A 24,197-nucleotide genomic window follows, 5' to 3' on the forward strand; every position below is an offset into this window, starting at 1 on the left:
CCTCCCTGCGGCAGGGAGGGTGCCGGAGCGAAGAATGAGCGGAGGCGGGTGGGTTCGAAACGTGTGGGTTCAGAAAAGCTCCAGCGCCTCGCGGCTCCCCGGCGTGATGCCTGCCGCCTCTAATTGGGTTACTGCCGCCGCCACACTCTCTCGCTCCGCGTCGAGGCGCTCTAGATCAAGCTCTCTTCCTCCCTCGTCGGTTGGGTGACCGCCGAGCTGCTCTCTGAAATGCGCGAGGGCGAGCGCCATGGCATCAAAAGTCTCCAGTGGGGCGGGGCACGACGGTAGCTCGAAGCTCAGAATTAGGCCCGGAATGCCCTCGCCCTCGGCGGCGCGCTCGGGGAGGAAGTAGCTGGGCTTGCCTGCGCTGGTCAGGGTGAAGAGCGCACGCTGCGGGGCAGCGGGCCAGTGGAGCAGATCCAGATGCCCCCAGCCAAAACCGAGTCCGTACGCAGCTCGCCAGGCCCTGCGTGAGGGAAACGGAGTGCCTGGCGCGAGCAAGCGCAGCTCCACCGAACGCGCGAAACGTGCCTTGAGGAGCACCAGGCTCGCGGCTCGGCGGGCTGCCTCCACGGGGGCTTCCTCGCGGGTGACGGCGGCTCCGAGGCGCTCGGCGAGGGTGTGGGTAGCTCTAAGGGCATGGGCAGCAACGGCGGCTAGCTCCGCGAGTGAGCTGCCCGGTAGCTCCAGTAGCTCCCATGCGAGAGTGAGCGCCTGATAAGTGGGGCGCTGACGGACAGTTTCGGGCGTGAGCAAGTGCCACCCGCCGTGCTGAAAGCCCCAAAGCGTCCCGGTCATCAGGTCTATTCCGCGCAGGGCAAGCACCAGTGCCTCGTGGGGTATCGGCTGCGTGTCGGCGATATCGGCGAGCAGGCAGGTGCCAGGTTGCGGCCCGAGCGGCAGGGGTTTGGGCGCGGGGGGAAGCGCCACAGCGGGCATGAGATGCGGGAGGACGGCAATTGGTTCCACTCCCAGCGCCAGCCGCACCCGCCGCGCGGTATCCGGCATCTCGCGCCACTCGGCGCGGGTCCAGTAGTCACCCTCGAACCGGTGCGCAGGCTCCGTCACCGTCGCACCGTCGCCTTTTTCCGTCTTTCCAAGCGCGGGCAGCAGCTCGATCACCCCGGCATGTCTACCGTGATTTACCCTGGCTCTGTTTGTAAGATGCTTAGTATAATCCCCAGAATTTTTGGCAACTGATCCAAATAATATTCGACAGAGTCCAGCACCACGACTCCCTCATCCAGCCGCAGAAACCGCCAGATACTCCCCGTCGTCACCAGCCCATAGACCACCTTCGGCCCCTTGCCCGCGCGCTCGTTGAAGAGCCGCGCCGCCACCATCTCGGCCACGCACTGCCCCAGGCCGGACTTGATATTATCGTTCTTCGCCTCCACCACCGAGAGCACGGGCGCTTCGATAAAAAACGAGTTCTGTGTCTGCGAGATCAAAAAATCACAGACCCCGCGCAAGCCCTGGGCATCGTCCACATTGAACTCAATCCCCGAGAAGAGCCCGATCTGAGTGCGCTTGCGAATCTCCATCAGCACCGGCATCACAATCAGCTCCGAGCGTGCCTTCTCTGTATGAATCGCCAGCGCCGTGGGCACGTTGTCTTTGAGCACCTCCGAGAGCAGAGCGCTCGGCTCTGCCCCGGCAACATCGGCAAACAACGACTCCTGCTGCCGCAGCGAAAGTGAGAGCCTCTCCAAAGCAATTGCAAGCGTGAAGTCTGAGTAAGCCATGCGGGTATTTTATCGTGAACCTAGACGATAGGCCCCCGGGCTATCGAGTATGACAAAGGGCAATCTCCATGTGCATCGTGAAGCAGGAAACCAGGCGCTGCCAAGGGGACAGCGCCTCGTTACGGACTTTGTTTGCGCTTGCGCGAAACGACATTACGTTTAGCGTTTGACCGGCTGGCGGAAGTCGCGCTCGACTAGGTCATTGGGATCGGCGGAGACGGGGCCGTCGCGCCAGAGCCAGCGCATCATGTCGGGGAAGACCGCGCCGCCGTATTTCTGCCCGTGGTTGTTCATCCCCCAGGTGTAGTTCAGGTCGTAGCCCTTCTGGGTGAGCGCTTTTTGCATCCGCACGTTCTGCAAAAACCAGTCCCACTTCTCGTCGTAGACCCCGCCGCGCATGCCACGATTGTCGTTGCGCCCGTCGCACAGATAGACACGAAGGGGCTTTTTGGCGCTCTTGCTGATGATGTCGGGGTACTGGTGCCCGCCACGAATATTGGTGAAGCTCCCGACATTGCTCAGCACCTTGCGAAAGGCATCGGGTCGCTCCCAGGCCACGGTAAAGGCGGCAATCGCGCCGGAGCTGGAGCCACCGATGCCACGCTGTTCGGGGTTTTTGGAGAGATTATAGTCTTTTTCCAGAGCGGGTAGTAGCTCATCGGTGATGACTTTTGCGTACTTATCGTCGAGCGAGTTGTACTCGGTGCCCCGGTTGGTCGTGCGGTCACCCCAGTCGCGCGGGCTGGGCTCGGGCTGCTCGGGCGTGCGGCCAGGGTTGATAAAGACCGCAAGCATCACGGGAATCTCGCGGCGGTAGATGAGGTTGTCCATGACGTTCTGGGCGCGAAGATCGCCTGTCTCGTTCTTAAACGCCTGGCCGTCCTGGTAGACCATGAGCGCCGTGGGCTTGCTCGGGTCGTACTGGGCGGGGACATAGACCCAGTAGGTGTGCTGCGTCCCGGGGTAGGACTTACACTTTTCCAGCACAAACGGCCCCTTGATCTCGCCTTTCGGAACCCCTTCCTGTGGCATCGAGTCCGGGCCGAGGCGGTACTGGGAGTCCGGGTTGGCCTTGGGGGCGGTCTGCCGCGCAATGGCAAAAGTCGTTCCGGCAGTCAGTGCCAGCCCAAGAGCATAGAGAGTATTCTTGTGCATTGATTTCTCCTCTGAAATCGCCCCCGTTCAAGGGGGCGAAAAAACTACCCGAAGAGGTTGTATTTGTCTTGCAGCACCTGGCACGACGAGCGAACTAACGCGGCGGACTTGGCGACCCCGGCTTTTTCTTCGTCGGTGAGGGGCACTTCGATGATCTTCTCGATGCCATTTGCTCCGAGCATTGTCGGGACGCCAAAGAACGTCCCCGAGACGCCGTACTCGCCCTCTAGCAAGCACGAGCAGGGGAGGATGCGTTTTTTGTCTTTTAAGATGGCCTCGACCATCTGCACGGTGGCGGCGGCAGGGGCGTAGTAGGCCGAGCCTTTTTCGAGCAGCGCGACAATCTCCGCGCCGCCTTTCTTGGCACGCTCGACAATGGCGCTCAGCTTCTCCTCGGGGATGAAGTGCGTCACCGGGATGCCTGCAACGGTGGTGTAGTTGGGAAGCGGCACCATTTCGTCACCGTGGCCGCCCAGCAGCATGGCCTGGATGTCCTCCACGGAGCAGCCGATCTCTTTGGCCAGAAATGTCCGGTAGCGCGCCGTGTCTAAAACGCCGCCCTGGCCGATGACGCGGTTTTTGGGAAAGCCCGAGACTTTCCATGCCAGAGTTGCCATCGTGTCCATGGGGTTGTTGACGATTAACACAATAGAGTTTGGAGCGAACTCTTTAATCTTCTCCACATTGCTGGCCGTGATGTCCGCGTTCACGGCGACCAAGTCCTCGCGGGTCATGCCGGGCTTGCGAGGCGCACCCGATGTGAGAATCACAATGTCCGAACCCGCCATCGCGGCGAAGTCATCGCCGCCGGTGATACTCAGATCGTAGCCCTCGACCGGCCCGGCTTGAAGCAAGTCCAGTGCCTTGCCCTTGGCGACACCCCCGAAGATGTCAATTAATACGACGTCGGCTAACTCTTTGGAAGCGATCCAGTGGGCACAGGTCGAGCCGACAAAACCCGCACCGATAATCGAAACTTTCTTGCGCATAGCGTACCCATTGTACCCGTTCTATGGGATAAAATAGGCTCGTATTCTCCCCCTTCCTTCGTCCCACAGAACGTGGATCAGAGCGAAGGAAGGGGCCTGGGGGGGATGGATGCGCGATTTTTGTAAACGAACACGACGAGAGTTTTTATGGGAGGCCGGTGCGGGCTTTACGGGGCTGGCACTAACGGGCCTACTAGGCACCGATGGCTTTTTTCCTAAACAGGCACAAGCCAGCCCCCTCCCCCCCGCCGGGCGGGGGCTGGGGGGTAAAAAAGCCAAGAGCGTGATTTTCTTATTCATGTACGGCGGCCCCAGCCAGGTAGACACATTTGATTACAAGCCCGAACTGGTCAAGGGCGACGGCAAGACAGTCAATATCAAGAGCTTTCGCAATGCGGGCAAGACCATTCCCCTCACACTCATGGGACCCAAGTGGAAGTTTAAGCCCTATGGTCAGTGTGGCAAGCAGGTCTCCGATCTCTTTCCTAATGTCGGGGCCATGTCCGATGACATTGCGTATCTGCACTCGGTCTACTCTGACTCGCCCATTCATGGCTCCGCGATGCTCCAGATGAACTCCGGCAAGATTCTCTCAGGCTCGCCGAGCTTGGGGACGTGGGTGAACTACGGCCTGGGCTTCGATGCGAAAGAGCTGCCGGGCTTTGTGGTCATGCTCGACACCACCGGCGGCCCGATCTCTGGCGCGAAGAACTGGGCGAGCGGCTACATGCCCGCCAAGTTCCAGGGCACGGTGCTGCGCTCGGCGGGCGATCCTATTTTGGATCTCTCTCGCCCTAGCGGCATGGCACCGGATCTCCAGCGTGAGCTGCTTGATGCGATTGGCGATCTCAACCAGGTGCACCGCAAGCCCCGCGAGGACAACTCTAATCTCGCCGCCCGAGTCGCGAGCTACGAGCTGGCGTTTCAGATGCAGCGCACCGCTCCTGAGGCCGTTGATATTTCCAAAGAGCCCGAGAGTATCAAAGAAATGTACGGACTCAATGAGGCGCACACCAAAGACTTCGGGTTCCGGTGTTTATTGGCCCGGCGCATGGTAGAGCGCGGCGTTCCCTTTATCCAGCTCTACGCGGGTGGCGGCAACACGGACTTTCTAAACTTCTGGGATGCGCATGGCAATCTGGTGCCTAACCACAATCGTAATGCGGGCCGGGTGGACAAGCCAATCGCCGGCTTGCTTAAGGACCTCAAGCAGCGCGGCTTGCTCGACGAGACTCTGGTGGTCTGGGGGGGCGAGTTCGGGCGCACGGCCCATGCCACAGGAGATGGCCGCGACCATAACTCCTACGGCTTCACGATGTGGATGGCAGGTGGCGGAATTAAGGGTGGCACAAGCTACGGCGAGAGCGACGAGCTGGGCTACGCGGCGGCGATCAATCCCACCCCGGTCAAGCGCGTCCATGCCACGATTCTGCACCAGCTCGGCCTCGATCCGAATAACCTGACGTACTTTTACGGCGGTCTCAGCCAGAAGCTTGTTGGAGTGGAGGGCGCGGAGCCCATCAAAGAAATTATTGCCTAGGAATTCTGGCATAAATTGTGTAGAATGTTCGCTGGAGGTTTGAGTATGAAGAAGATGATGTTTGTGGCGGTGGCTTTATTGAGCTGCACTGCGTTTGGGTTTGCACAGGGGACGGCCAAGAAGCTCCATGAGCCTAAGTGCTGCAAGGGGATGAAGTGCAAACATGCGACGGGTGAAGACAAGCACCATGTCTGTAACAAGGCTTGCCACAGCAAGATGCAGAAGGCAGGCGAGTGCTGCAAGGGTTACAATACGCCAAAGCCTGCGTCCAAGCCGAAAGCCCCGGCTAAGAAGAAGTAGACGATTCGTCTAGGAGTGCCCGGAATGTCTCGTCCGTCTCCGCCAGGCTGCGGAGGCGGGCGGCGGCCCGCTGAGCGCGCTTCTTAGACGCTTCTTCGTGAATCCCGAGCCACGCCGCGATCTCCTGATGCTCCCAACCGTAGACCGAGTTGAGGATCAGGGGCGCGGCGTTTTCTTGTCCGAGCTGCTGGCGCACCCGCTGCATGAGCTCGGCGGCGCAGAGCTGCTCAATCGGGGAGGGAACTTCTTCGGTGAGGCTCTCAATCGCGCGTGTGATTCTATCTCCGCTCTCCGTTAGTGGCTCTTGTCGGTAGCTCTGTGTTCCCTTAAGACGTAGCTTACTCTGGATAATCTGGCGCGCGACGCGGCGCAGACAGCTTGTGCGCAGATCCGGCGATGCAGCCCGGCGTAGCTTGAGCCAGACCTCGGTGATGATGTCGTCGCGCTCCATGCCCGCGAGTGCCCCGCAGAACCCATCCACAGCAGTTCCAATGCGCTCTTTGACCAGCAAAAAGAGCTGCTCCTCCACCGCTTGACGGTCCGTCTCACTCAGAGAGGAGTCGTGGAGCAGAAGCAGAAGCTCCTCTTCCGTTCGAGGGCGCGACGACAGACCCTGCGGTCGTCGCCACACCCGCCAGAAGAACCCACTCACCGCTTTTTGTCGCATCTGTCCCATTGTACGTGATGAACGTCTGATACGGGGACAGTGTGACAAGTACGGGGACAGTGTGACAAGCTAGCCCGTGCGCCCTGTCCGACGTGGGGCAAGGAAGAGACTAAGAAGTTTTGGTTGGGGGTTTGCGACGTGTGGTTGTGGGTTTCTTGGGAGCGGGCGTTTCGCTCGCCGTGCCTTCGATCACTGCACTCTCAGTGGGAGCAGGCGGGATGGGCTTTGCCTTGGGCGCGGTGCGTGCCGCAATGGACTTGCCGTGGAGCACTTTCTGGAGAAGTGCGTAGGCTTTCTTATTGTGCTGCTTGAGCGCTCGGGTCTCTTTTCGCACTTCGGGGAGCAGTGTGACGATTGCGTTTAAGTGCTCCTCCAGTGCTTTGGCTTTGGTTTCGAGAGTGGCTGTTGCATCACGGTAGGCATCTAGCTCTACCTGCGCGGCGGCTAGGAACTCTGGGGCAACCCCACTGAGGACGGAGAGAGTTCCGCCTGCACGCGTCAGAGCAGCGCCTGTTTCCGAGAGAGTGTCTTTTGATGACAAGAGTGAGTTCCTCCAGAGAGTGAGATGTACTACGGAACAGTATCTAGGCGGTGCGAAAAAAAAGCAAGGATTTCCGAAAAGATTTAACATTAAGTTTACATAGTGGGGCCTTTTGCGGGGAGGCCCTTCACTGCCCACAGAACGTGGGCATCAATAGGCGTTCCGCCAAAAAGTCGCTCCGCGACTACCAAAATTTCCCATTGCTGAAAAAGGCTCACTAAGACATGTGAAAAAAGAAAAAGCTGCGGGCGACTGCCCGCAGCTCCTCGCAACACGCGAGGGGTAGTTATGTCTCATATTGTGTAGAGGGAGATCGTTTCCCGTTACGCTAGAAGGATACCGCTGGCACGACAGCGCGTGGGTTAACAATTCGTGAAACTTCACCACAAAGGCATGGTGTACAATGAGAAAGGAGACAGTCACCGTGATGCGAGTAAGTAAGTTATCTCTGGCAGGATTGATATTTATGGGGGGGGGATGTGCTATTTGGGCGGGGTGTGCGGGGACGAGCCCGAACCTTGCGACACCCCAGATGCAGACACCGTCGCTGGGCGGAGGGCTGGGGGGGCGCTCCGTCGCGGGACTGCCGCCGGGCGCCGCCGCCGATGCCGCGCTGCCGCCCCTTGAGGCGATCCAAACCCCCGAGAAGACTTTTGTCCAGCCGCCCTACCTACAGCTAGGAAATCGCCCGGCGCTGGGCAACAAGACCGAGGGGCTGGAGCTGCTCTGGATCGCGCCCGCGGGTGCTAAGCTGGAAGAGTGGAGTGTGGAGACCCGGCCCGCGATTGCCGGAGGAGTCTGGAAGAAGATTGCCGGGAAGCTCGGCGCGAAAAACATCGCCGTGGGCGTGATCGAGCCGCAGACTGTCATCAGCGCGCCTCTGGACGGGCTCGTGCCTGGCAAGCTCTTTGACTACCGCATCTCCAAGGCCGATAAGCCCGTCTTTGCCGCCCGCACCCGTGCCCGCAAGACCGCAAAGGAGCCGCAGCGTTTCGTGCTCTTTGGGGACTGTGGGCAGAATACGACCGGCCAGAAACAAGTCGCGGCCCAGACCATGGCCGCCAAGCCGGACTATGTCTTTATCACAGGCGATATTGTCTATGGAAAAGGCCTGGCCAGTGAGTACGTCAAAAACTACTGGCCCATCTACAATGCCGAGACGGCTACTGCCGAGGGTGTGCCACTCCTGCGCTCCACGCTGACGCTGGCTTCCCCCGGAAACCATGATATCCGCTCCTCGACACTGGAGAAGACTCCCGATGCATTTTCTTATTTTTACTACTGGAGCCAGCCGCTCAATGGCCCGATGATCGCCAGCACCAAGTTCGCCTCGCCCTTGGGGAGCACGGACACGAAAGCGTTTCTGGCGGCAGCAGGTGAGCACTACCCGCGCATGGCGAGTTTCTCGTTCGACTACGGCAACGCACACTGGACGGTTCTGGATGCCAACGGCTACATGGACTGGACCGATGCCGCGCTGAAACAGTGGGTCGAGAGCGATCTGAAGGCGGCGCAGAAAGCCACCTGGCGCTTTGTCGCGTTTCACCACCCGCCGTTTAACTCCAACAAAGAGCACTTCAACGACCAGTGGATGCGCGTGCTTGCACCACTCTTTGAGAAGTACGGCGTCGCCGTGGTCTGGTCCGGCCATGTCCACGACTACCAGCGCAGCTATCCTCTGACGTTTCTGCCCGAGAAGCCACGCGGCGAAAAAGGCGATGTGGCGGGTAAAATCACGCTTGATAAAGTCTACGATGGCGTGAAAAATACCAAACCCACCGCTCCGATCTATATCGTCTCCGGTGCGGGGGGAGCGGGGCTCTATAAAAATATTGAAAAAGGTAAGCTCCAAGACTTTACCGCCAAGTACATAGACGATACCCACTCACTCACTATCGTTGACCTCACGGATAAAAAGCTCGTCGCCCGGCAAGTCGCCGCCGACGGCAAAGAACTCGATACCTGGACAATAACCAAATGACACCCAACAATCAACAACCCGCCGCCCCACCGACCGGTCCGTTTTCGCTGCCTGCACTGGCCTATCCACCTGCCGCGCTGGAGCCGTACATTGATGCACAGACCATGCAGATTCACCACGATAAGCACCATCAGGCCTACATCACTAACCTAAATGTAGCCATTGCCAAAGTCTATGGCCCGAACAGCCGCGTGATGTCTGCGGAGGCACTGCTCAAGAACTTAGCGCGCATTCCCGAGGACAGCCGCATGGCGGTGCGCAACAACGCGGGCGGTCATGTCAACCACACGATCTTCTGGACCCTCATGAAACCCAATGGCGGCGGCGCTCCCACGGGCGCGATCGCCGATGCGATTAAAGGCAGCTTTGGCGACTTTGACAAGTTCAAGGCGGCGTTCGAGGACGCGGGCCTGAAGCGCTTCGGGAGTGGCTGGGTCTGGCTCTCGCTGACGAAGGGCAAGCTGGAGCTGGCATCGTTTCCCTACCAGGACACCCCGCTGCTTGAGGGCGGCGTCCCGATTCTAGGCAACGATGTCTGGGAGCATGCCTACTATCTGAAGTACCAGAACAAGCGGATTGACTACCTCAAGGCGTGGTGGAATGTCGTGAACTGGGACGAGGTCAATAACCGCCTCAAGATGGCTCGGTAGCGGCTGTGGGCGGCGTGGAAACCCTCCTGCCGGTTGCGCTGTTGCTGGTTCTGGGGGGCTTTGGAGCACTGGTCGTGCGCAGTGTCAAGCGGCGCAAGGCGTTTCTCTCAACCGTCACTTCGGATAGCGCTGAGCTGCCGGATCTACGGACGGAGCTACGGCTCACCGGGACACTGCGGCGGCTCTGGCGCGATCCACAGGAGGGCTTGCCGCTGGCGGAACTGGGAGTCGGTAGCCAGCGGTTTGTCTTCTGCACCACAGATCAGGCAATCCACGGTGAGCGCTACAAAGCCGCGATTGGCAAGACCATCGAGGTGGCGCTCTACGGGCTGGCGACTCTGGCTCCGGGTGGGGTGGAGGCGATGCAGGAGCAGCTCCGCGATGCCGATAAAGTGCCCCCTGATACCGTCACTCTGGTGCATGAGGGGCAGCTTGAAAATGACTACGTGGTGATTGGGCGGTTGCTCAGTCAGCGTTCGGATACCTGGGGTGAGCTGCCGCTGGCTGTCTACCGCGCTCAGGTGCTGCATACCTCCGAGCTGACTCTGGTGCTGGAGCTGGCCGTTCCCTCGCCGCAAGATGCCGCGCCGCTTCCGGCGAACTCCCTGGCCCACGGCTCCGTGCGCCTCTTTGGATACCTACCCTCATGAACCCACTTCCCCAAAACCATCCGCTCTCTGCACGCACCGCGACTCTGCTCGCGCGCACCGATGCCTCGCTCTGCCCCAAAGTGCCCTGGCAGCCCGCATTGCTCTTGGGAGTCACCGAGGGCTCCTACAATCTCCGGGCACTACTCCACCTGCTCAACGACGATCTCGACGCGGCGCATAAGCTCGTGCAGGTGCATGAGGACGATAGCACGGCTAACTACATCCATCAGCTTGTCCATCGGCGCGAGGGCGACTGGGGCAACACGCGCTACTGGGTGGGAATGACTGGTGCACACCCGTTCTACGCGGAGCTTGGCAGGACAACGGCCCGTGAGCGCGTGGATATTTGCCAGCGGGGTGAGCCCGGTGCAGCGGCGCTGGCCTGGGACGAAATGGCCGGGCTCCTGGGCTGGATCGTCCGGGAAGGGAGATAGGCCATGTCGCGTTTTTTTGATGATCCGATTGATAGCTATGTGGAGCAGGAGCGGAGCCTGCTGCGGATTCCGGGTCTCTCGATCGCCTTAGTGGGCAAGGGCAAAGCCCTCAAGACGGCGGGTTATGGCCTGGCGAACCTGGAGACAAAGACACCCGCCACGCCCGAAACGGTGTATCAGCTCGCATCGGTGACAAAGCAGGTGATTGCCACTTGCATTCTGCTCCTGGAGCAAGAGGCCAAGCTGAGCTTGACGGATCCTCTCAGCAAGCACTTGCCGAACACGCCCGCGAGCTGGGAGAAGATCACGCTACGGCACCTGCTCACCCACACGTCGGGGCTGGTGACGGATGAGCCGCTGGAGCTAAGCCGCACCTACACCGAGAGCGATGCCATCGCCGCCGCCCGGCCCTTGCCGCTACGTTTTGCGCCCGGGGAAAAGTGGAGCTACTGCAACTTTGGTTACTTGCTCCTGGGTGAGGTGATCCGCCTGATCACGCGCCAGCGCTGGGATGAGTTTCTCACTGCCCGCTTTCTTGTGCCGCTCGGAATGAGCGCGACCCGTCGCCACAACCTGCGCACCGTTGTTATGAACCGCGCCGACGGCTACGCGTTTGAGTCCGATACCACGGTCAATGTGGCGTCCTGGAGCCGCGATTTTGCGAGCGGCGGCTTGCTGAGCACGGTGCAAGACCTGACAAAGTGGGACGCGCTGCTCCGCAGTGACCAGCTTCTCAAACCCGAGACCCGTGCTCGCCTCTTCGAACCCGTGATTCTGAACAATGGCAAACCCCACCCGTACGGCCTGGGTTGGAACCTCTCGGGCGAGGCGGGCAAGCGCATCGCTGAGCACGGAGGGAGCCGCCCCGGCTTCGCCACCCACTTCTGGCGCGAGCTCGACAGCGACCGCGCGGTGATTGTCCTGGCCAACCTCGCCGGTGCCGATGTGGGCCGGATTGCACGCGGCATCGCCCAGCGCACCTAGCCCCGGAAAGGCCGTGTTTTGGGCAAGAGAAACGCCGCCCGCGCCGCCGCATTCTCCGAGAGCGTGTGAGGATAAAGCCCCTCGATGGCGTACTGCACCTGAATCCGTCGGTCTGTTATGGCTTTGGACTGTACCTCGGCCTCTGAGCGTTTTTGGGTCGCTTTTTGCTGGGCGGCAGCTTGCACACTGTCGGCAGCAGTCCAGTCGGCGAGTGCCTGCGCCGCCTCTCCCTGGAACGCCGCACTGAGGCCCGGCAAAGAGTCGTCGCTTAGGTGTGAAAGAATCCCCGGTGCGTGCTGGGCAAGCAGGGCACGGCTGGCATCGAGGTTGATCCCCATGCCAAAGAGGGCAAGTTTGTGCTTATTTTCCGGGTCACGGGCGTACTTCTGACTCGCAGCGGCCTGAATCCGTCGAATCGTGGCCTTGAGTCGGCCCCGTGCCGTGCCTTCCGCCTGCGTACTCCCCTTCACTTCCTGATCGGCATCGAAAGCGGTATCGAGTGTTGCATGGCACTCTGCAATACCGCTGAGGAGCGAGCTGATAAAAACCGCAGGGAGCTGCATCTCGGTCAGTTGCAGGACGAAGGGTTCGCGCTGTGCGGCCTGTGCGATAGTCAGAGCGGTTTGCAGGCTCTTGAGGATGTCGTTATTGAGGGCACCACGCTTGCGTGGCGCGACAGAGGTTAGTGTATCCATTTTTCATCTCCTTGATCTGCTGAGATCATTCCTTGATATATTGACAGTACCTATTATTTTGTTGAAAAAGTTCCCCATTTTTTTGATAAGCTTTCTGATTTCACTGATAGTGTTTCAGATTACGCTGATTATAGTTCTGATTTCGATATAAGAATGGTCGGTGGTATAGCTGGTGGTTTGGCTATGACAAGATGGATCGCGCTATCCTGACATACAACCCACTCAGCCAGGTTTCTCATAGTCTCTGGGGATTCAATGGGGAACTCAAAGCAGCCACGGATGCACGCGGTCAGGTACTCACGAATAGCTACATGTCCGGGGATAGGCTTGCACAGACAACCTACAAAGATGTGACGGGCACTATTGTCTCCTCGACGAGCTATGCCTACGATCCCCAGCTCAAGTACCAGTTAAACGACATCAGCGACCTGCCACCCGCAACCGGCACCCCGCAGCTCTACCACTTCGGCTATGACAGTGTCCACCGTCTTCGCACTATTGTCACCCCGCTGGGAACCAAGAACTACGCCGAGTTCGATTCACTTGACCGCCTCAAGCGCGTTGTCGAGGACGGCACCGAGACCACTCTCTACAACTACGATGATCTAGGGCGTATCTGGAAGACGGAGAACTCGGTTGTGGGCGACACTACCATGGAGTTCGATTTCCTGGGACAGACTACCAAAGTGACGAAGCCTAACGGGCTGGAGCAACTAACAGGCTACGATGCCATAGGGCGTGCGGAGACGACGCAGACCAAGTTCAATGGCACCCTGGTTCGTGGGCGCAAGTATAGCTACGATGCCAGCGGAGCGATCTCCCAGGAGAAGAATCTAGACGGCTCCCAGGTGTTGGCGAGCTATACGTATGATGGCCTCCGGCGGTTGACTAAGGCCGTTCGGGGCGGTAGTACCTACGATTATTCTTATGATGATGCCAACAACCGCATTGGCGAGACCCTCACGAACAATGCCACGTCCACCCGTGCGTTCGCCTACGACTGGGCCAACCGCCTGACCTCAATGACCAGCGGCAGTGGAACTTTAACGGCGGATCACGACGCGAACGGGAACATGACGCGTCTTGGCTCGGACTACCTTGGCTGGAATGTGCGCGGTCAGCTTGCCTCCATGACTTCCGGTGGTCAAAGCAGCACGTTTGGTTATGATCTGTACAACCGGCGCATCTCCAAAAATGTGAGTGGCGGCAATGCGAGAAGTTACAAGTGGTCTGGTTGGAGCAGTCACGGCGGCACGGGCAGCGGCGTGTTTGCGAAGACCACGGGCGTAGACAACCACGCGAGTTTAGGCGGCAACGCAACCGTCACCGACCACCTCGGCAGCGTGGTCACACTTCTCAACAGTTCGGGCGCACCCGCTCAGCAGAACAGCTTCGACCCGTTCGGTCAGGTTATCTCGTCGGTGAATTCCAACGGCTTCGGCGGTCAACCGTACGGCTTCACGGGTCTTGAGCACGACGCATCAGGGCTTGTCTACGCCAGAAACCGCTACTACTCGCCGGGGTTGGGCAGGTTCATCAGCGATAGCATGGTCTATTCGGGCGCTCTCTCGCTATGTGTTGTGCCATAAGCTCAGCGCGATGCGTGGTGCTTCGTCAGTGCCTCTTCGATGGTTTGAAGGGCTTGCTCCAGGGTATTTCTGTTGGCACTTTCCCCCCCGAAGCGTGCTTTCTGGTAGAGTATGACAAACTGACGGGCGGCGGGCTGGGCGGCTTCGGGGAGGGCGGCAAGCTGCTCCGACCAGGGCTGGGACGGCGCGGGGGGCAGGTTGTTCTTGTGCAGAGCGGCCTCGAAGCGCTTAGCGAGTGTGGCCAGCTCGGGCGGTGGCGCGAGCGTTGTTATTGTGAGAACAACACGAGACGGGCGCTTGCGGTACTGCCAGAGTGCTCCCAGGCCGATTGCCCCAAACGGCAGCAGGAGTGCCAGGGCGAGCTGAGTGGGCTCAGCCTCCGCCAGCCAGCTCAGTAGCCCGAGCCAGCGGTCTTCTAGCCACTCCCAGGCACGGCGCCAGGGCTCCAGCGGGGTCTTGTTCTGCTCCGGCCAGCCTGTCGGGGGAGTGGCCTCGACCGTTATCCAGCCCTTGCCCTCCACCCAGGCCTCGCACCAGGCGTGGGCATCGCGCTGCCGGACGAGCAGCGTGTCGGGCCCTTCTTGCTCATGAGCAAAGTAGCCCGTGACATAACGCGTCGGCACTCCCACGCAGCGCAGCAGGAGCGCTGCTCCCGAGGCGAAAAACTCACAGTGTGCCCCTGCCTTTGGCTCGGAGAGCAGGAAGCGGGCGATGAAATCCGAGCGCTTTCCCTCCACAAAACGCTGCATGTTGTTGCTAGCATCCTTGGGAAAGAGAAACCCCGCATCGAAGGTCAGGCTGTAGGGATAGTTCTTCAGCAAGTAGCGCGTGACGGCATCAACTTTCTGGGCGGGCGTGGCGGCGTCTTTCGTGATTTTCTTTGCCAGGGGAACCAGCAGTTTCGGGAGGTTTTCCGGGAGCTGGAGATAGCGCTCTTTCTCTGCCGCGCTGCGGAGCCCGGGAAGCGCCATGAGCCCCTGCGCCCCCTCTGTGCTTTCCCGGTAAGCGTAGGTGTAGGGCTGCGCCGCACGCACCCGTATAGGGCCGCTGTCATCCCGTGCCCACCCTGTCTGTTCTACATCACCCAGCTCCAGGCTGAAAGTCTCCAGGGGGAAAAATACCACGGGGTTACCACTTTGCAGGCGGGTGGCCGAGACCGAGTGGGAAGTCATGCCAAGGGGGAGTGGCAGGTTGAGCTGGGGCGCTTCAATAGAGTCGTAGGTACGGCTGTTGAGCGGAGGCCCCCAGCGGTTCTCGCTGTAGGTATCGAAGGCAGCGCCACGCAGGTGCGGGGAACGTAGCGCCCCTTCCAGGCGGAGCACACGGGCGTTTGAGCCGCGTGCACCAAACGTGTTGCCCAGAGTGGGCTGCTGGGACATGCCGAGCTGCTCCAGGGGAGGGTGCTCGCTCATGAGGCGATTGCCCCACTCCGTGATCTTTTCCCGGTTGTCGCGAATCCCCTTGACACTCAGCCAGCCCACGCCCAGAGAGCCCAGAAGCGCACTGCCCAGTACGACAAAAGTCAGGCGATGGGGTGTCAGCCTGCCCCGCAGTGTCCGTAGTGAGATCCCAAGCAGCACAACCAGAATAGGGATGAGCTGCCCCAGACGACCTTCCTCAAAAGTACTACTGGCGGCGATGAGAAGCAGCACGCCGCCCAGGAGAGTGAAAAGGCGAGGGCGTGTGGGGTCTTTGGGGGTAGGGCGGTAGAACTGCAGCGTCATCAGGATTGCTGCTGCCTGGCCAAAGAGAAAGATGGGGCGCGGGGGAATGACGGTCGAAGGGGAGCCGGGGCCATCCTGTGGCGTACTAAGGATCGCCAGGGCAAGCAAGATCCCTCCAAACAGGAGGCTCGGGAGCCAGGCCGTCGGAAGCCGCAGGTTCAGGACATACGAGGCCAGCACCAGCACCCCCAGAGCCGCGGCGAGCCAGAGGGTACCGCCGGACGTGAGAAAAAGTGCAAGTAAGCAGACCAGCGCAAAAAGCGCGACGGGGATAGGAAGTGGAGGGGAGGACGGCTTCATAGCGTGTCCACTCCTCCTTGGGAAAAGGCGCTAGGAGGAAGAACCTGCATGTCCCCGTCCGTGGGCGGGGCATCTTCCGCCTCGGAGACCCAGAGCACTTTCACCCCGACGCCGCGCTGGCGAAGGTTCTCGACAAAGTGGCGACGGCGTTCGTCCCAGTCTAGGACAATGCAGACGACCGTGGTCAGGCGGTCTAGTTGCTCATGGAGGCGCGGGGCAATACCCGCGAGCGGCTCCTCGGAGCTACCTTCGACGCAGGCTAGAATATCTAAGATCTGCTCCCGGTACGCCAGGCTGCGGCCCGCGGTGAGATGATAGACCATCGGCCCCGCTGCAAATACATCCACGATATAGTCCTCGCGCGCTAGTGCATCGCTGACAGCAGCACAGAGAGAGACCGCACGCTCCAGAGCCGCCTGTCGGGCAAGAGTGGAGCCTCGCGCGGGAACGTGGGTATCAAGCACCACGCCGACTCGCAGAAAGTACTCCTCGCGCCACTCGCGCACCACCAGCGCTGCACCCGCCGCTCCGGCAAGCCGCGCGGTGGAGCGCCAGTCAATATCGCGCGGGTTGTCGCCGTCGCGCCACTCCCGGTTGCCTAGGTACTCAAAGGAGTCGCCCACCTGGGACGCCATCGCGATCCCCCCAGGCTGGAACCGTCGCCCACGGGGTAGCGTGAAGCGGGTCAGGGGGCGGAAGCTGGGGTGGACAATCAGGCGGCTGGGCTGGCGCTGAATCCGATAGGCCTGGAGAAGCCCAAAGGGAAAGTCACTGAGGAGCCGGTAGCCTCCCAAAATAAAAGCACCTCGGTCTCGACAGTGCAGCGGAAACGCAACCTGGCGGCTCTCTCCGGGCTGCAAGTTGCCCACGGGCACTCCCTCTTCGGGGAGTGCCTCCACTTGCAGCGGGAGCCCCCAGCCCTGGAGTGTCAGATCCACTAGCGGTAGCCGCCCGGAGTTGGTCACGGTGACCTCGGCCATGAGAGTCTCACCGGCGGTGATCCGCTCCGCATGACGCACCTGGGTCTGGACACCAAGTGGTAAAAAAGCCACCAGGGAGAGACACCAGAGCCCTGAGGCATAGAGTGCCAAGGGCACAGTCTGTGTGTCCAAGCTCCAGAAAAGAGCGATCACAAAAAAAATCGTGCCCGTCAGCCCCAGAAACCAGCGCCCTGCCCGAGTGAATCGAAAGTGATAGAAACGCCAGACCCACTGCCCCGCCCGCCCCTGGTAGTAGGGGTGGAGGTTGATGTCCTTGGAGGCCGGGTAGCCCACCATGATCTCACGAATCGTCATCTACTGGCTATTGTACCTGTGTTAGAGAGGGTGAGAATTTATAGACAATCTTACCGATACTACTGCTAGGAAAATGTCTTGAGGTTATAATCCAAAGTGGGAGTGGTTGGGTGAGAGTTTTTTTTCTAGGATCCGGAGCAGCAGAAGGGTTTCCCGCACTGTTTAGTCGGACTCCTATCAATCAAGAAGCGCTTCGCCGTGGGGGGAAGAACCTGCGGTTGCGCTCGGGCATCTTACTGGATGAGACCCTTCGTGTGGATCTCTGTCCTGATGCGCTGGCACAGGTGCACAAGTACCCGGAGCGTGATCTGACGGCAATTGAGCACTTGCTCTTCACTCATACCCACGATGATCATTTCGCCGTGCGTGAGCTCCAGTATCTCTCCTGCAACTTCGCGCCGGATCGGGAGCAGCCGCTTCAGGTCTGGGCGACAGACTATGCGCTGACCAAACTTCAGGCACAGCTGGAGTCTTTCTTTGAGGAGCCACCACTGCGCTGCCGTCCGCTGACTCCGTTTCAGGAAGTGCCGATCGGGCATCTTTTTGTGACACCCCTCACGGCGCACCATAAAACCGATGAGCTGTGCCTGAACTATCTCTTTCGTGAGGGGCAGGCCGAGAATGCGAGATATCTGCTCTACGCCTCGGACACGGGCTGGTACGCCCCCCCCACCTGGGAGTTTCTGGAGGGCGTTTCCCTGGACGGTGCCATTATCGAGTGTGGTAAAGGTATCTCGGCCAATCCCTACGACGGCCACTTAAGCCTTGAGGAGTGCATCGCTTTCAAGAACAAGCTCCGACTGGCACCTGGCGCACCGGTCTACTTAACCCACATCTGCCACACGGGCCTGCTCCTGCACGAGGAAATGGAAGAGCGCTGCGAACCCCACGGGATCTCGGTCGCCTACGACGGCTTGGAATTCGTGCTCTGACTCAGACTCGGATCTTCGTCACGGAAGCCGAGTTTTTCCGAGAGGAGATAGAGCGGACGGCCCTTTACTTCATCGTAGATGCGCCCGATGTACTCCCCGATGAGCCCTAGGGTGACAAGCTGTACCCCTGAGAGCAGAGAGAGCACGACGATAATGCTGGTCCAGCCAGGCTCAAAGCTATTGGGGGCGATCGCGTAGCGCACGGCCTGGACGACACCATACACAATTGCCGCGAGGGCGATAAATATCCCTAAATCACGGGAGAGCCTGAGAGGGGCGTAGGAAAAACCTGTGACTGCGTCCATTGCGAGCTTGAACATCTTACGAAACGGGTACTTGGTTTCCCCAGCCGCACGGGCCGGACGGTCGTACTCCAGCGCGTATTGTTTAAACCCCACCCAGGCAGCCATTCCCCGCAGAAATCTATGTTGCTCGCCCATCGTGTTGAGAGCATCCACGACTTTTCTGTCCATGAGCCTAAAATCCCCAGTGTTCTCGGGGATGGCCACACTGGTGAGGCGCTGGAGTGTTTTATAGAAAATCGCGGCGGTCAGGAGCTTGAAGGCGGTCTCTCCCTCACGGCTGCGGCGCTTGCCATAGACCACCTCCCAGCCCTCGTCGCGCCAGAGTCGGATCATCTCAGGGAGCAGCTCGGGGGGGTCTTGAAGATCCGCATCTAGCAGCACCACGGCAGCGCCCTGTGCATGGTGCATCCCCGCTGTCACCGCCACCTGGTGTCCAAAGTTGCGCGAGAACGAGAGCACCCGCACCCAGGAGCGTGTCTGTGCCAGCTCCCGAAGCTGTCCGAGCGAGCCATCACGGGAGCCATCGTTGATAAAGAGCACTTCTATCTGATCGCCGTTAAGCTCCAGTGTCGGCAGGAGCGCCTCCAGCCGTGCAATAAGCACGGGGAGCACCGCTTCCTCGTTGAAGATCGGGAAGACAAGGGAGATGAGAGCCATACGACTATTATACGGCTTCTCCCTCCCGCGAAGCGGGGGCAGAGGGGGGGAGCAGCGCCGCAAACTCGTCTTCAGTGAGCACCGTGATGCCGAGCTGCTCCGCCTTGGCGAGCTTGCTACCCGCACCCGGCCCGGCGACAACATAGCTGGTCTGCTTGCTGACACTGCCCGTCGCCCGCCCGCCAAGGCGTTTCACGAGCGCTTCGGCGTCCTCGCGGGTGAAGAGGGTGAGTCCTCCGGTGAAGACGAAACTCTTGCCTACGAAGTGATCCGAGAGGGGCGCGGCATCATCGCCTTGCGCGACCACACCGACTGCGATCAGCTTGTCTAGAAACGCCGTGTTGCTGGCTAGCCAGTCAAAGACACTCTGGGCCGTGGTCAGGCCGACATCGGGGACTTGGGCGAGCTGCTCGACGGTGGCTTCACGGAGCTTCTCCAGTGTTCCAAAGCCCTGCGCCAGCCGGGAGGCGCCGCCTTCGCCCACGTGCCGAATGCCCACAGCCACCAAGAGGCGCGCCAATGTCGTATTTTTAGCCGCCGCCAGCGCGGCAATTAAATTCGCGGCCAGTTTCTCGCCCATGCGCTCCAGAGGCAAGATCTGCTCTTTGGTGAGCGTGAACAGATCGGCGGCATCGGTGACCAGTTTTGCTTCGATAAATTGTGCTAATCTCTCGCCTCCGAGACCGTCTATGTTGAGGGCGTTGCGGCTGACGAAGTACTCTAAGCGGGTCTGGAGCTGCGCCGGGCAGCTCTGGGTGTTGGGGCAGCGTGTGACCGCCTCGCCCTCCGCTCGAAGGGTTGGGGTGCCGCACGACGGGCAAACGGCGGGCAATTTAAACGGTAGAGTGTTTTCGGGGCGCTTGCTTGTCACTACTTGTACGACTTCGGGAATCACCTCGCCCGCCCGCTGAATCACCACAGTATCGCCGACCCGCACATCTTTTCGGTCAATTTCATCTTGGTTGTGCAGGGTCGCGCGGCTCACGATAACCCCGGCCACGGAGACGGGAGTCAGGCGTGCCAGGGGCGTGATGGCACCGGTGCGGCCCACCTGCACGAGAATTTCCTCCACGACGGTCTCGACCTGTAACGCGGGATATTTATAGGCAATCGCCCAGCGCGGGGCGCGGCTCACCTGGCCTAGCTCACGCTGGAGCGTGAAGTCATTCACTTTGACCACGACTCCATCCGTGTCATAATCGAGGGTGTTCTTCTTCTGGGACCACGCCGCCACGGTCGCCACGACTTCATTGATATCCACGCAGAGCTGGCGCTCCGGGTTGGTCGGCAGCCCCCACGCCTTGAGCTGTTCCAGCCACCCGAGCTGGCTCTCAGGCTCCCAGCCGGATGCCTCCCCGACGGCATAGAACCAGACCTTGAGTTTGCGTGAGGCTGTCACGCGGTGATCCAACTGGCGCAGGCTCCCGGCGGCGGCGTTGCGTGGGTTGGCAAAGGTCGCCTCGCCGCTGGCCTCACGCTCGCCATTGATGCGGGCGAACTCGCTGTGGGTTAAGAAAGCCTCGCCACGAATCTCGATCAGTGCCGGAAGATTTTCCCCAACAAGCCGTAACGGAATCGAGGGAATGGTCTTGAGGTTTTGCGTGATCTCCTCGCCGGTTGTGCCATCGCCTCGGGTTGCACCGCGCACAAAGACGCCGTTCTCGTAGGTGAGCGAGACGGAAAGCCCATCCAGCTTGAGCTCGCACAGGTACGTAATTTTCTCGTCCGTGTCTTCTGCAAGCCCTAAGTGCCGCTTGGCACGAGTGTCGAACTCATGTAGTCCGTCCTCGGAGAAGGCATTGCCTAGCGAGAGCATCGGTTTTTTATGTGTCACTGAACCAAACGCACTGGCGGGAATCGCCCCGACCCGCTGCGTCGGGGAGTCAGGGGTGATGAACTTGGGGTTCTCAGTCTCAAGCTTTACCAGCTCGTGGTAGAGCTTATCGTACTGCGCATCGCTGACCTCGGGCGAGTCGTGGATGTAGTACAAAATATTGTGGCGGGCAAGCTCGGTTCGTAGCCACGCGGCGTGTTCGGCGGGAGTAGCAAAACTCATGGTGGGATTATACTCTGTGGGGAAGAGGCGAGGCGGAACTCCAAGTCGCCGGATGATGGGATAGAATTCGCTATGAGCAATCTTCACCGGGCGTTTGTTTTCGATGAGGGCGCGTTTCGGCGTGAGCTGGCTCCGCTACTGGATCGGCAGGCGGACGCAGCACTGGAGAGCTTTATCAACGATCATCGGGCACGGCTGCGTGATCCTGAGACGGGGACAGCACTGGAGCTGAGCTGGCGTCAGGAACCGGAGAACGAGGGGGTTGTGCGGCGAGCGGCGCTGGCGCTGACGGCGTTCTACGACCCGACGGCAAATACCGGACTGGGCAGTAGTGCGCAGAAGTGCCGCTTTGCACTCATGGATCTCTACCCCGAGGGCCGTGTCTTTGTAGGTGGCGGCTCGCTCGGGGTTCCCGAGGGCTACTTTCAGTCCGCAGGCTATGTCGCGGAGAGTGTCGTGATTTTAGAGCGGCTCCGGGCGGAGCATCGCCAGAAGGCCGATGTGATTGACCCCGTGCTGACAATGCTCCAAGCCGCCGCGCGTGCCGGGCAAGGACTCTATATTTTGCTCTAAGCTATCGCGTTTGGTTGCCGTCATTTTGTTGCCGCCATAGCCCGTCAGCGCGAGGAAGAGCGCTCTGAGGAGAATGAGAGACATTTTTGAGCAGCACTGCTTGTATCAACAAAACATTGTGTTAAAATCCCCATACGGGAAAACATTCTGGTAGTATCTTTTCAGGAATCGCTCCCGAATTTAAGGATAATCTTGATGTTCACATTTCTTGTCATACCGATGGTCGCTCCTGCTCTTGTGGTACCGATGCCAAAGCCTGAGTCGCTTCTGGAAGGGCTACTGCTTGCGGCAAAGGGAGACCTTCCTGGAGCCGAACTGGCACTGCGGCAAATGGCACAACAGAGTGCCGGGAAGCCGTTCGCTGCCTCGACAGAGACACTACCTACGGAGCTAGGGCAGCTGCGTGTCCACTTCAGCCTGGAGTCTGGCGAGGCATCGGCATGGAACAACCTTGGAGCGGTCTTGCTGCTTCAGGGCAAGACACAAGAGGCGATGGAAGTTCTGGATAAAGCCGCAGGACTCCAGCCTGAGTGGGGGGCACCCTGGGCCAATAGCGCCCTGGTCTGGCTGGCGAAACAGCAGCCGGGCAAAGCCGACGAGATCGGGCGTGTCGCGCTGGTCTATGGTGCGCGAAATGCCAATCTCTACGCCACGCTCGCGGAGGCCAGCCTGCGGCGACGGAACACACGACAGGCGGAGGAGTACATTCGCCGGGCACTGGAGCTTGAGCCGGGCCATGGCTACGCAACCTTTGTTCGTACTCAGGTGCATGAGCAGCAAGGTAAGTTCTTAGAGGCAGAGCGCGACTATCTCCAGGCACTCGCGCAGAATGGGTTTGTCGCAAACGCCTTCCGCTTTGATTCCGGGCATCTGCAGCCCAGTGTCGGCGGGGGAGGGCGTGATAACTGGCAGCAACTCAGTGGCCAAGGGTTTAAGGCAGGGATCGGGGGGAACTTCCAGATTCTTCGAGATGTGGGTAGTGTCGAGGGAGATACGAAAGCCGATCAGCGCTTGAACCAGGCCCGGCTGGTCGTGGGAAAGATGACGGAGAAAAGTGACTCGCTGCTCAGTGCCATGCGGCGCGAGCAGCAGGATACCCGTGGTCTCGCCTTGGGGCTAACGGGGCGTACCGGGCGGGGGCAGACCAAGGTGGATCTGCTGCACAACACACGCTTTTCCCCGACATCAAAGCTGCACGTGATGGGACGCTGGCGACAGAGTGACACCGATTTGCGCTCTCAGACATCCGGGGCACGCTACAGCCCTCTCAACGACAAGCAGCTCAGCGGTGAGGCACAGTGGCTACGCGGACTAACCCCCCAGCTCTCTTTGCAGGTGGGGGGATCGTGGCTCCAGAACCAGCGAACTCAGGGGACGCCACCGCCGGGATCGGACCTGGCGGGCGCGGGATTCTTCGCACCCAACCAGCCTTTTGATCAGGTCTTTTCTGCGGGCACCACGAGCTTGTGGACCACACACGCGCTGCTGCGCTACCCCGTTTTGGGGCGGACACTGACATTTGGACCGGTCTTTGGAAGTCAGGCGGGAGCACCCGGGTTGCTCTTTTCGAGCAAGAAGCGCACGCGCGCGGTAGGCGTCACAACGCCTTCCTACTCCGGCGCGTTTCTACCCTACGCGGACTGGGCCTACCCCACCCGAGCAGGACAGACACTGCGCGTCTCCGTGACCCCGCAGGTCGGCTCGACAGCGGCGGTCTTCCAGCCCGGAGACTCATCGCGCGTGCTGGATGCTGATAGCAATTTCCAGGGGATGGATGCGACGGGCAACCGGCTGGGTGCGCGAACACTCTACTACGGCCCCAGTGGACAAGGGGTTGCCTACGAGATCGGACTGCGCCAGGACGACAAGCACGGCCTGACCTGGGAGACCACGGCGTTTCACCGTGAGCTGCGCAATGTGGGGACGGTATCGGGCGATCCGCGTATTGAGCCCTCGCTGGATCTTGTTGCGTGGAAGCGCACCCGGTCCAGTGGCTTGGAGACAAGTGCTGCCCTTGCACTGAAAAAAGGGGTTCGTTTGAGCAGCTTTGTACGCTGGCAGGAAGCACGGGGAACCCTGGCGGAGACCAGTGGTGAGACAGAGGGTGAGGCGGCGACGCGTCTCCCTCTCTCCAATGTCTCGCCCTGGCAGGGGAATATTCGGGTGGACTGGAACCCCACTGATGTCCTGCGATTCGGTGTCGAGACTCGGGTGGATGGAGCGCGTCCCCTGATTTTTTCTCAGGGAGGGGGTACAGGGCCCGCTGTTGGGCAGGATAAGTGTCCCATAATTCGGCGCTATGCCCTCCAGGGGGGGATGCGCCTGCGTAGTGATCAGGAGTTAACTTTCACTTTGGTCGTGCCTGACCGTAGCTTCTGGCCAGGGAGCAAGCCGGAGACGGTTGTCCTGCTTGGACTAGGGACACGGCGATAAAA

Annotated in this window: 22 protein-coding genes; 11 read left to right on the forward strand and 11 right to left on the reverse strand. The window is 60.2% G+C overall.

Features of this window, described 5'->3' with window-relative positions; translation table 11 throughout:
* Window positions 1–69: 69 nt before the first annotated feature.
* From ACH2ED_RS13575 to mdh, 4 genes are all read right to left on the reverse strand, one after another.
* Window positions 70–1,122 (reverse strand): cell division protein ZipA C-terminal FtsZ-binding domain-containing protein, encoded by a 1,053-nt coding sequence (locus tag ACH2ED_RS13575; RefSeq protein WP_395091974.1) that lies wholly within the window; start codon window positions 1,120–1,122, stop codon window positions 70–72.
* Window positions 1,123–1,142: 20 nt separating this feature from the next.
* Window positions 1,143–1,745 carry a hypothetical protein gene (locus ACH2ED_RS13580; RefSeq protein ID WP_395091977.1) on the reverse strand — a complete coding sequence of 201 codons (603 nt, stop codon included), beginning with the start codon at window positions 1,743–1,745 and terminating at the stop codon, window positions 1,143–1,145.
* A 159-nt stretch (window positions 1,746–1,904) separates the two neighbouring features.
* Window positions 1,905–2,900: an alpha/beta hydrolase gene (locus tag ACH2ED_RS13585; RefSeq protein ID WP_395091979.1), complete on the reverse strand. Its 996-nt coding sequence runs from the start codon at window positions 2,898–2,900 to the stop codon at window positions 1,905–1,907.
* A 44-nt stretch (window positions 2,901–2,944) separates the two neighbouring features.
* The gene (gene mdh / locus ACH2ED_RS13590) at window positions 2,945–3,889 is read right to left on the reverse strand and encodes a malate dehydrogenase (RefSeq protein WP_395091981.1); all 945 of its coding nucleotides are present in this window, start codon (window positions 3,887–3,889) and stop codon (window positions 2,945–2,947) included.
* A gap of 109 nt (window positions 3,890–3,998) precedes the next feature.
* On the opposite strand from mdh, the gene ACH2ED_RS13595 reads away from it, so the two are divergent.
* Both ACH2ED_RS13595 and ACH2ED_RS13600 read left to right on the forward strand, forming a co-directional pair.
* Window positions 3,999–5,429 (forward strand): DUF1501 domain-containing protein, encoded by a 1,431-nt coding sequence (locus tag ACH2ED_RS13595; RefSeq protein ID WP_395091984.1) that lies wholly within the window; start codon window positions 3,999–4,001, stop codon window positions 5,427–5,429.
* A gap of 45 nt (window positions 5,430–5,474) precedes the next feature.
* The gene (locus tag ACH2ED_RS13600; protein WP_395091987.1) at window positions 5,475–5,729 is read left to right on the forward strand and encodes a hypothetical protein; all 255 of its coding nucleotides are present in this window, start codon (window positions 5,475–5,477) and stop codon (window positions 5,727–5,729) included.
* Here ACH2ED_RS13600 and ACH2ED_RS13605 read toward each other — a convergent pair.
* Window positions 5,716–6,396: an RNA polymerase sigma factor gene (locus tag ACH2ED_RS13605; RefSeq protein ID WP_395091989.1), complete on the reverse strand. Its 681-nt coding sequence runs from the start codon at window positions 6,394–6,396 to the stop codon at window positions 5,716–5,718. The genes ACH2ED_RS13600 and ACH2ED_RS13605 overlap by 14 nt on opposite strands.
* 109 nt (window positions 6,397–6,505) lie before the next feature.
* Window positions 6,506–6,937 carry a hypothetical protein gene (locus tag ACH2ED_RS13610; protein WP_395091992.1) on the reverse strand — a complete coding sequence of 144 codons (432 nt, stop codon included), beginning with the start codon at window positions 6,935–6,937 and terminating at the stop codon, window positions 6,506–6,508.
* 403 nt (window positions 6,938–7,340) lie between these two features.
* On the opposite strand from ACH2ED_RS13610, the gene ACH2ED_RS13615 reads away from it, so the two are divergent.
* Genes ACH2ED_RS13615 through ACH2ED_RS13635 form a run of 5 tightly spaced genes read left to right on the forward strand, consistent with a single transcriptional unit; the run spans window position 7,341 to window position 11,636 of the window.
* A complete protein-coding gene (locus ACH2ED_RS13615; RefSeq protein WP_395091994.1) occupies window positions 7,341–8,918 on the forward strand; it encodes a metallophosphoesterase in 1,578 nt (525 codons plus the stop codon).
* A complete protein-coding gene (locus tag ACH2ED_RS13620) occupies window positions 8,915–9,568 on the forward strand; it encodes a superoxide dismutase (protein ID WP_395091996.1) in 654 nt (217 codons plus the stop codon). Before ACH2ED_RS13615 ends, ACH2ED_RS13620 begins: the two co-directional genes overlap by 4 nt.
* A gap of 14 nt (window positions 9,569–9,582) precedes the next feature.
* A complete protein-coding gene (locus tag ACH2ED_RS13625) occupies window positions 9,583–10,218 on the forward strand; it encodes a hypothetical protein (protein WP_395091999.1) in 636 nt (211 codons plus the stop codon).
* Complete coding sequence (locus ACH2ED_RS13630) at window positions 10,215–10,652, forward strand: hypothetical protein (protein ID WP_395092002.1); 438 nt, start codon at window positions 10,215–10,217, stop codon at window positions 10,650–10,652. Before ACH2ED_RS13625 ends, ACH2ED_RS13630 begins: the two co-directional genes overlap by 4 nt.
* Window positions 10,653–10,655: 3 nt before the next feature.
* Window positions 10,656–11,636 (forward strand): serine hydrolase domain-containing protein, encoded by a 981-nt coding sequence (locus ACH2ED_RS13635; RefSeq protein WP_395092005.1) that lies wholly within the window; start codon window positions 10,656–10,658, stop codon window positions 11,634–11,636.
* On the opposite strand, the gene ACH2ED_RS13640 is transcribed toward ACH2ED_RS13635, so the two are convergent.
* Window positions 11,633–12,331 (reverse strand): hypothetical protein, encoded by a 699-nt coding sequence (locus ACH2ED_RS13640; protein ID WP_395092008.1) that lies wholly within the window; start codon window positions 12,329–12,331, stop codon window positions 11,633–11,635. The genes ACH2ED_RS13635 and ACH2ED_RS13640 overlap by 4 nt on opposite strands.
* A 191-nt stretch (window positions 12,332–12,522) precedes the next feature.
* Between ACH2ED_RS13640 and ACH2ED_RS13645 the strand changes: the two genes are divergently transcribed.
* Entirely contained in the window at window positions 12,523–13,920 is a 1,398-nt protein-coding gene (locus ACH2ED_RS13645; protein ID WP_395092010.1) for an RHS repeat domain-containing protein, read from the forward strand.
* Between the two features lie 2 nt (window positions 13,921–13,922).
* Here ACH2ED_RS13645 and ACH2ED_RS13650 read toward each other — a convergent pair whose 3' ends face one another.
* Both ACH2ED_RS13650 and ACH2ED_RS13655 read right to left on the reverse strand, forming a co-directional pair.
* Window positions 13,923–15,944 carry a transglutaminase domain-containing protein gene (locus ACH2ED_RS13650; protein WP_395092013.1) on the reverse strand — a complete coding sequence of 674 codons (2,022 nt, stop codon included), beginning with the start codon at window positions 15,942–15,944 and terminating at the stop codon, window positions 13,923–13,925.
* Window positions 15,941–17,239: a DUF58 domain-containing protein gene (locus ACH2ED_RS13655; protein ID WP_395092015.1), complete on the reverse strand. Its 1,299-nt coding sequence runs from the start codon at window positions 17,237–17,239 to the stop codon at window positions 15,941–15,943. The genes ACH2ED_RS13650 and ACH2ED_RS13655 overlap by 4 nt, the downstream gene beginning before the upstream one ends.
* A gap of 110 nt (window positions 17,240–17,349) precedes the next feature.
* Here ACH2ED_RS13655 and ACH2ED_RS13660 point away from each other — a divergent pair, with 110 nt between their 5' ends.
* Window positions 17,350–18,171, forward strand: a complete 822-nt coding sequence (locus ACH2ED_RS13660; protein ID WP_395092017.1) for an MBL fold metallo-hydrolase — start codon at window positions 17,350–17,352, stop codon at window positions 18,169–18,171.
* Here the strand turns inward: ACH2ED_RS13660 and ACH2ED_RS13665 are convergent.
* Window positions 18,144–19,133, reverse strand: coding sequence for a glycosyltransferase family 2 protein (locus ACH2ED_RS13665; RefSeq protein ID WP_395092018.1), 990 nt, complete (start codon window positions 19,131–19,133; stop codon window positions 18,144–18,146). The genes ACH2ED_RS13660 and ACH2ED_RS13665 overlap by 28 nt on opposite strands.
* 7 nt (window positions 19,134–19,140) lie before the next feature.
* Window positions 19,141–21,189: an NAD-dependent DNA ligase LigA gene (ligA, locus tag ACH2ED_RS13670; RefSeq protein WP_395092021.1), complete on the reverse strand. Its 2,049-nt coding sequence runs from the start codon at window positions 21,187–21,189 to the stop codon at window positions 19,141–19,143.
* A gap of 72 nt (window positions 21,190–21,261) precedes the next feature.
* Between ligA and ACH2ED_RS13675 the strand changes: the two genes are divergently transcribed.
* Together ACH2ED_RS13675 and ACH2ED_RS13680 are read left to right on the forward strand one after the other, a co-directional pair.
* Entirely contained in the window at window positions 21,262–21,762 is a 501-nt protein-coding gene (locus tag ACH2ED_RS13675) for a hypothetical protein (protein WP_395092023.1), read from the forward strand.
* Between the two features lie 195 nt (window positions 21,763–21,957).
* Complete coding sequence (locus ACH2ED_RS13680) at window positions 21,958–24,195, forward strand: tetratricopeptide repeat protein (protein WP_395092026.1); 2,238 nt, start codon at window positions 21,958–21,960, stop codon at window positions 24,193–24,195.
* Window positions 24,196–24,197 lie beyond the last annotated feature (2 nt).

It is taken from the genome of Armatimonas sp., assembly GCF_043757465.1.
In the GTDB taxonomy this organism is placed as follows: Bacteria; Armatimonadota; Armatimonadia; order Armatimonadales; family Armatimonadaceae; genus Armatimonas.

Excerpts from the sequence above, each read along its gene's own strand:
- ACH2ED_RS13580 (WP_395091977.1), bottom strand. The coding sequence starts at position 1,745 with ATGGCTTACTCAGACTTCACGCTTGCAATTGCTTTGGAGAGGCTCTCA.
- ACH2ED_RS13585 (WP_395091979.1), bottom strand. The coding sequence starts at position 2,900 with ATGCACAAGAATACTCTCTATGCTCTTGGGCTGGCACTGACTGCCGGA.
- mdh (WP_395091981.1), bottom strand. The coding sequence starts at position 3,889 with ATGCGCAAGAAAGTTTCGATTATCGGTGCGGGTTTTGTCGGCTCGACC.
- ACH2ED_RS13595 (WP_395091984.1), top strand. The coding sequence starts at position 3,999 with ATGCGCGATTTTTGTAAACGAACACGACGAGAGTTTTTATGGGAGGCC.
- ACH2ED_RS13600 (WP_395091987.1), top strand. The coding sequence starts at position 5,475 with ATGAAGAAGATGATGTTTGTGGCGGTGGCTTTATTGAGCTGCACTGCG.
- ACH2ED_RS13605 (WP_395091989.1), bottom strand. The coding sequence starts at position 6,396 with ATGCGACAAAAAGCGGTGAGTGGGTTCTTCTGGCGGGTGTGGCGACGA.
- ACH2ED_RS13615 (WP_395091994.1), top strand. The coding sequence starts at position 7,341 with ATGAGAAAGGAGACAGTCACCGTGATGCGAGTAAGTAAGTTATCTCTG.
- ACH2ED_RS13620 (WP_395091996.1), top strand. The coding sequence starts at position 8,915 with ATGACACCCAACAATCAACAACCCGCCGCCCCACCGACCGGTCCGTTT.
- ACH2ED_RS13630 (WP_395092002.1), top strand. The coding sequence starts at position 10,215 with ATGAACCCACTTCCCCAAAACCATCCGCTCTCTGCACGCACCGCGACT.
- ACH2ED_RS13635 (WP_395092005.1), top strand. The coding sequence starts at position 10,656 with ATGTCGCGTTTTTTTGATGATCCGATTGATAGCTATGTGGAGCAGGAG.
- ACH2ED_RS13640 (WP_395092008.1), bottom strand. The coding sequence starts at position 12,331 with ATGGATACACTAACCTCTGTCGCGCCACGCAAGCGTGGTGCCCTCAAT.
- ACH2ED_RS13645 (WP_395092010.1), top strand. The coding sequence starts at position 12,523 with ATGGATCGCGCTATCCTGACATACAACCCACTCAGCCAGGTTTCTCAT.
- ACH2ED_RS13650 (WP_395092013.1), bottom strand. The coding sequence starts at position 15,944 with ATGAAGCCGTCCTCCCCTCCACTTCCTATCCCCGTCGCGCTTTTTGCG.
- ACH2ED_RS13655 (WP_395092015.1), bottom strand. The coding sequence starts at position 17,239 with ATGACGATTCGTGAGATCATGGTGGGCTACCCGGCCTCCAAGGACATC.
- ACH2ED_RS13665 (WP_395092018.1), bottom strand. The coding sequence starts at position 19,133 with ATGGCTCTCATCTCCCTTGTCTTCCCGATCTTCAACGAGGAAGCGGTG.
- ligA (WP_395092021.1), bottom strand. The coding sequence starts at position 21,189 with ATGAGTTTTGCTACTCCCGCCGAACACGCCGCGTGGCTACGAACCGAG.
- ACH2ED_RS13675 (WP_395092023.1), top strand. The coding sequence starts at position 21,262 with ATGAGCAATCTTCACCGGGCGTTTGTTTTCGATGAGGGCGCGTTTCGG.
- ACH2ED_RS13680 (WP_395092026.1), top strand. The coding sequence starts at position 21,958 with ATGTTCACATTTCTTGTCATACCGATGGTCGCTCCTGCTCTTGTGGTA.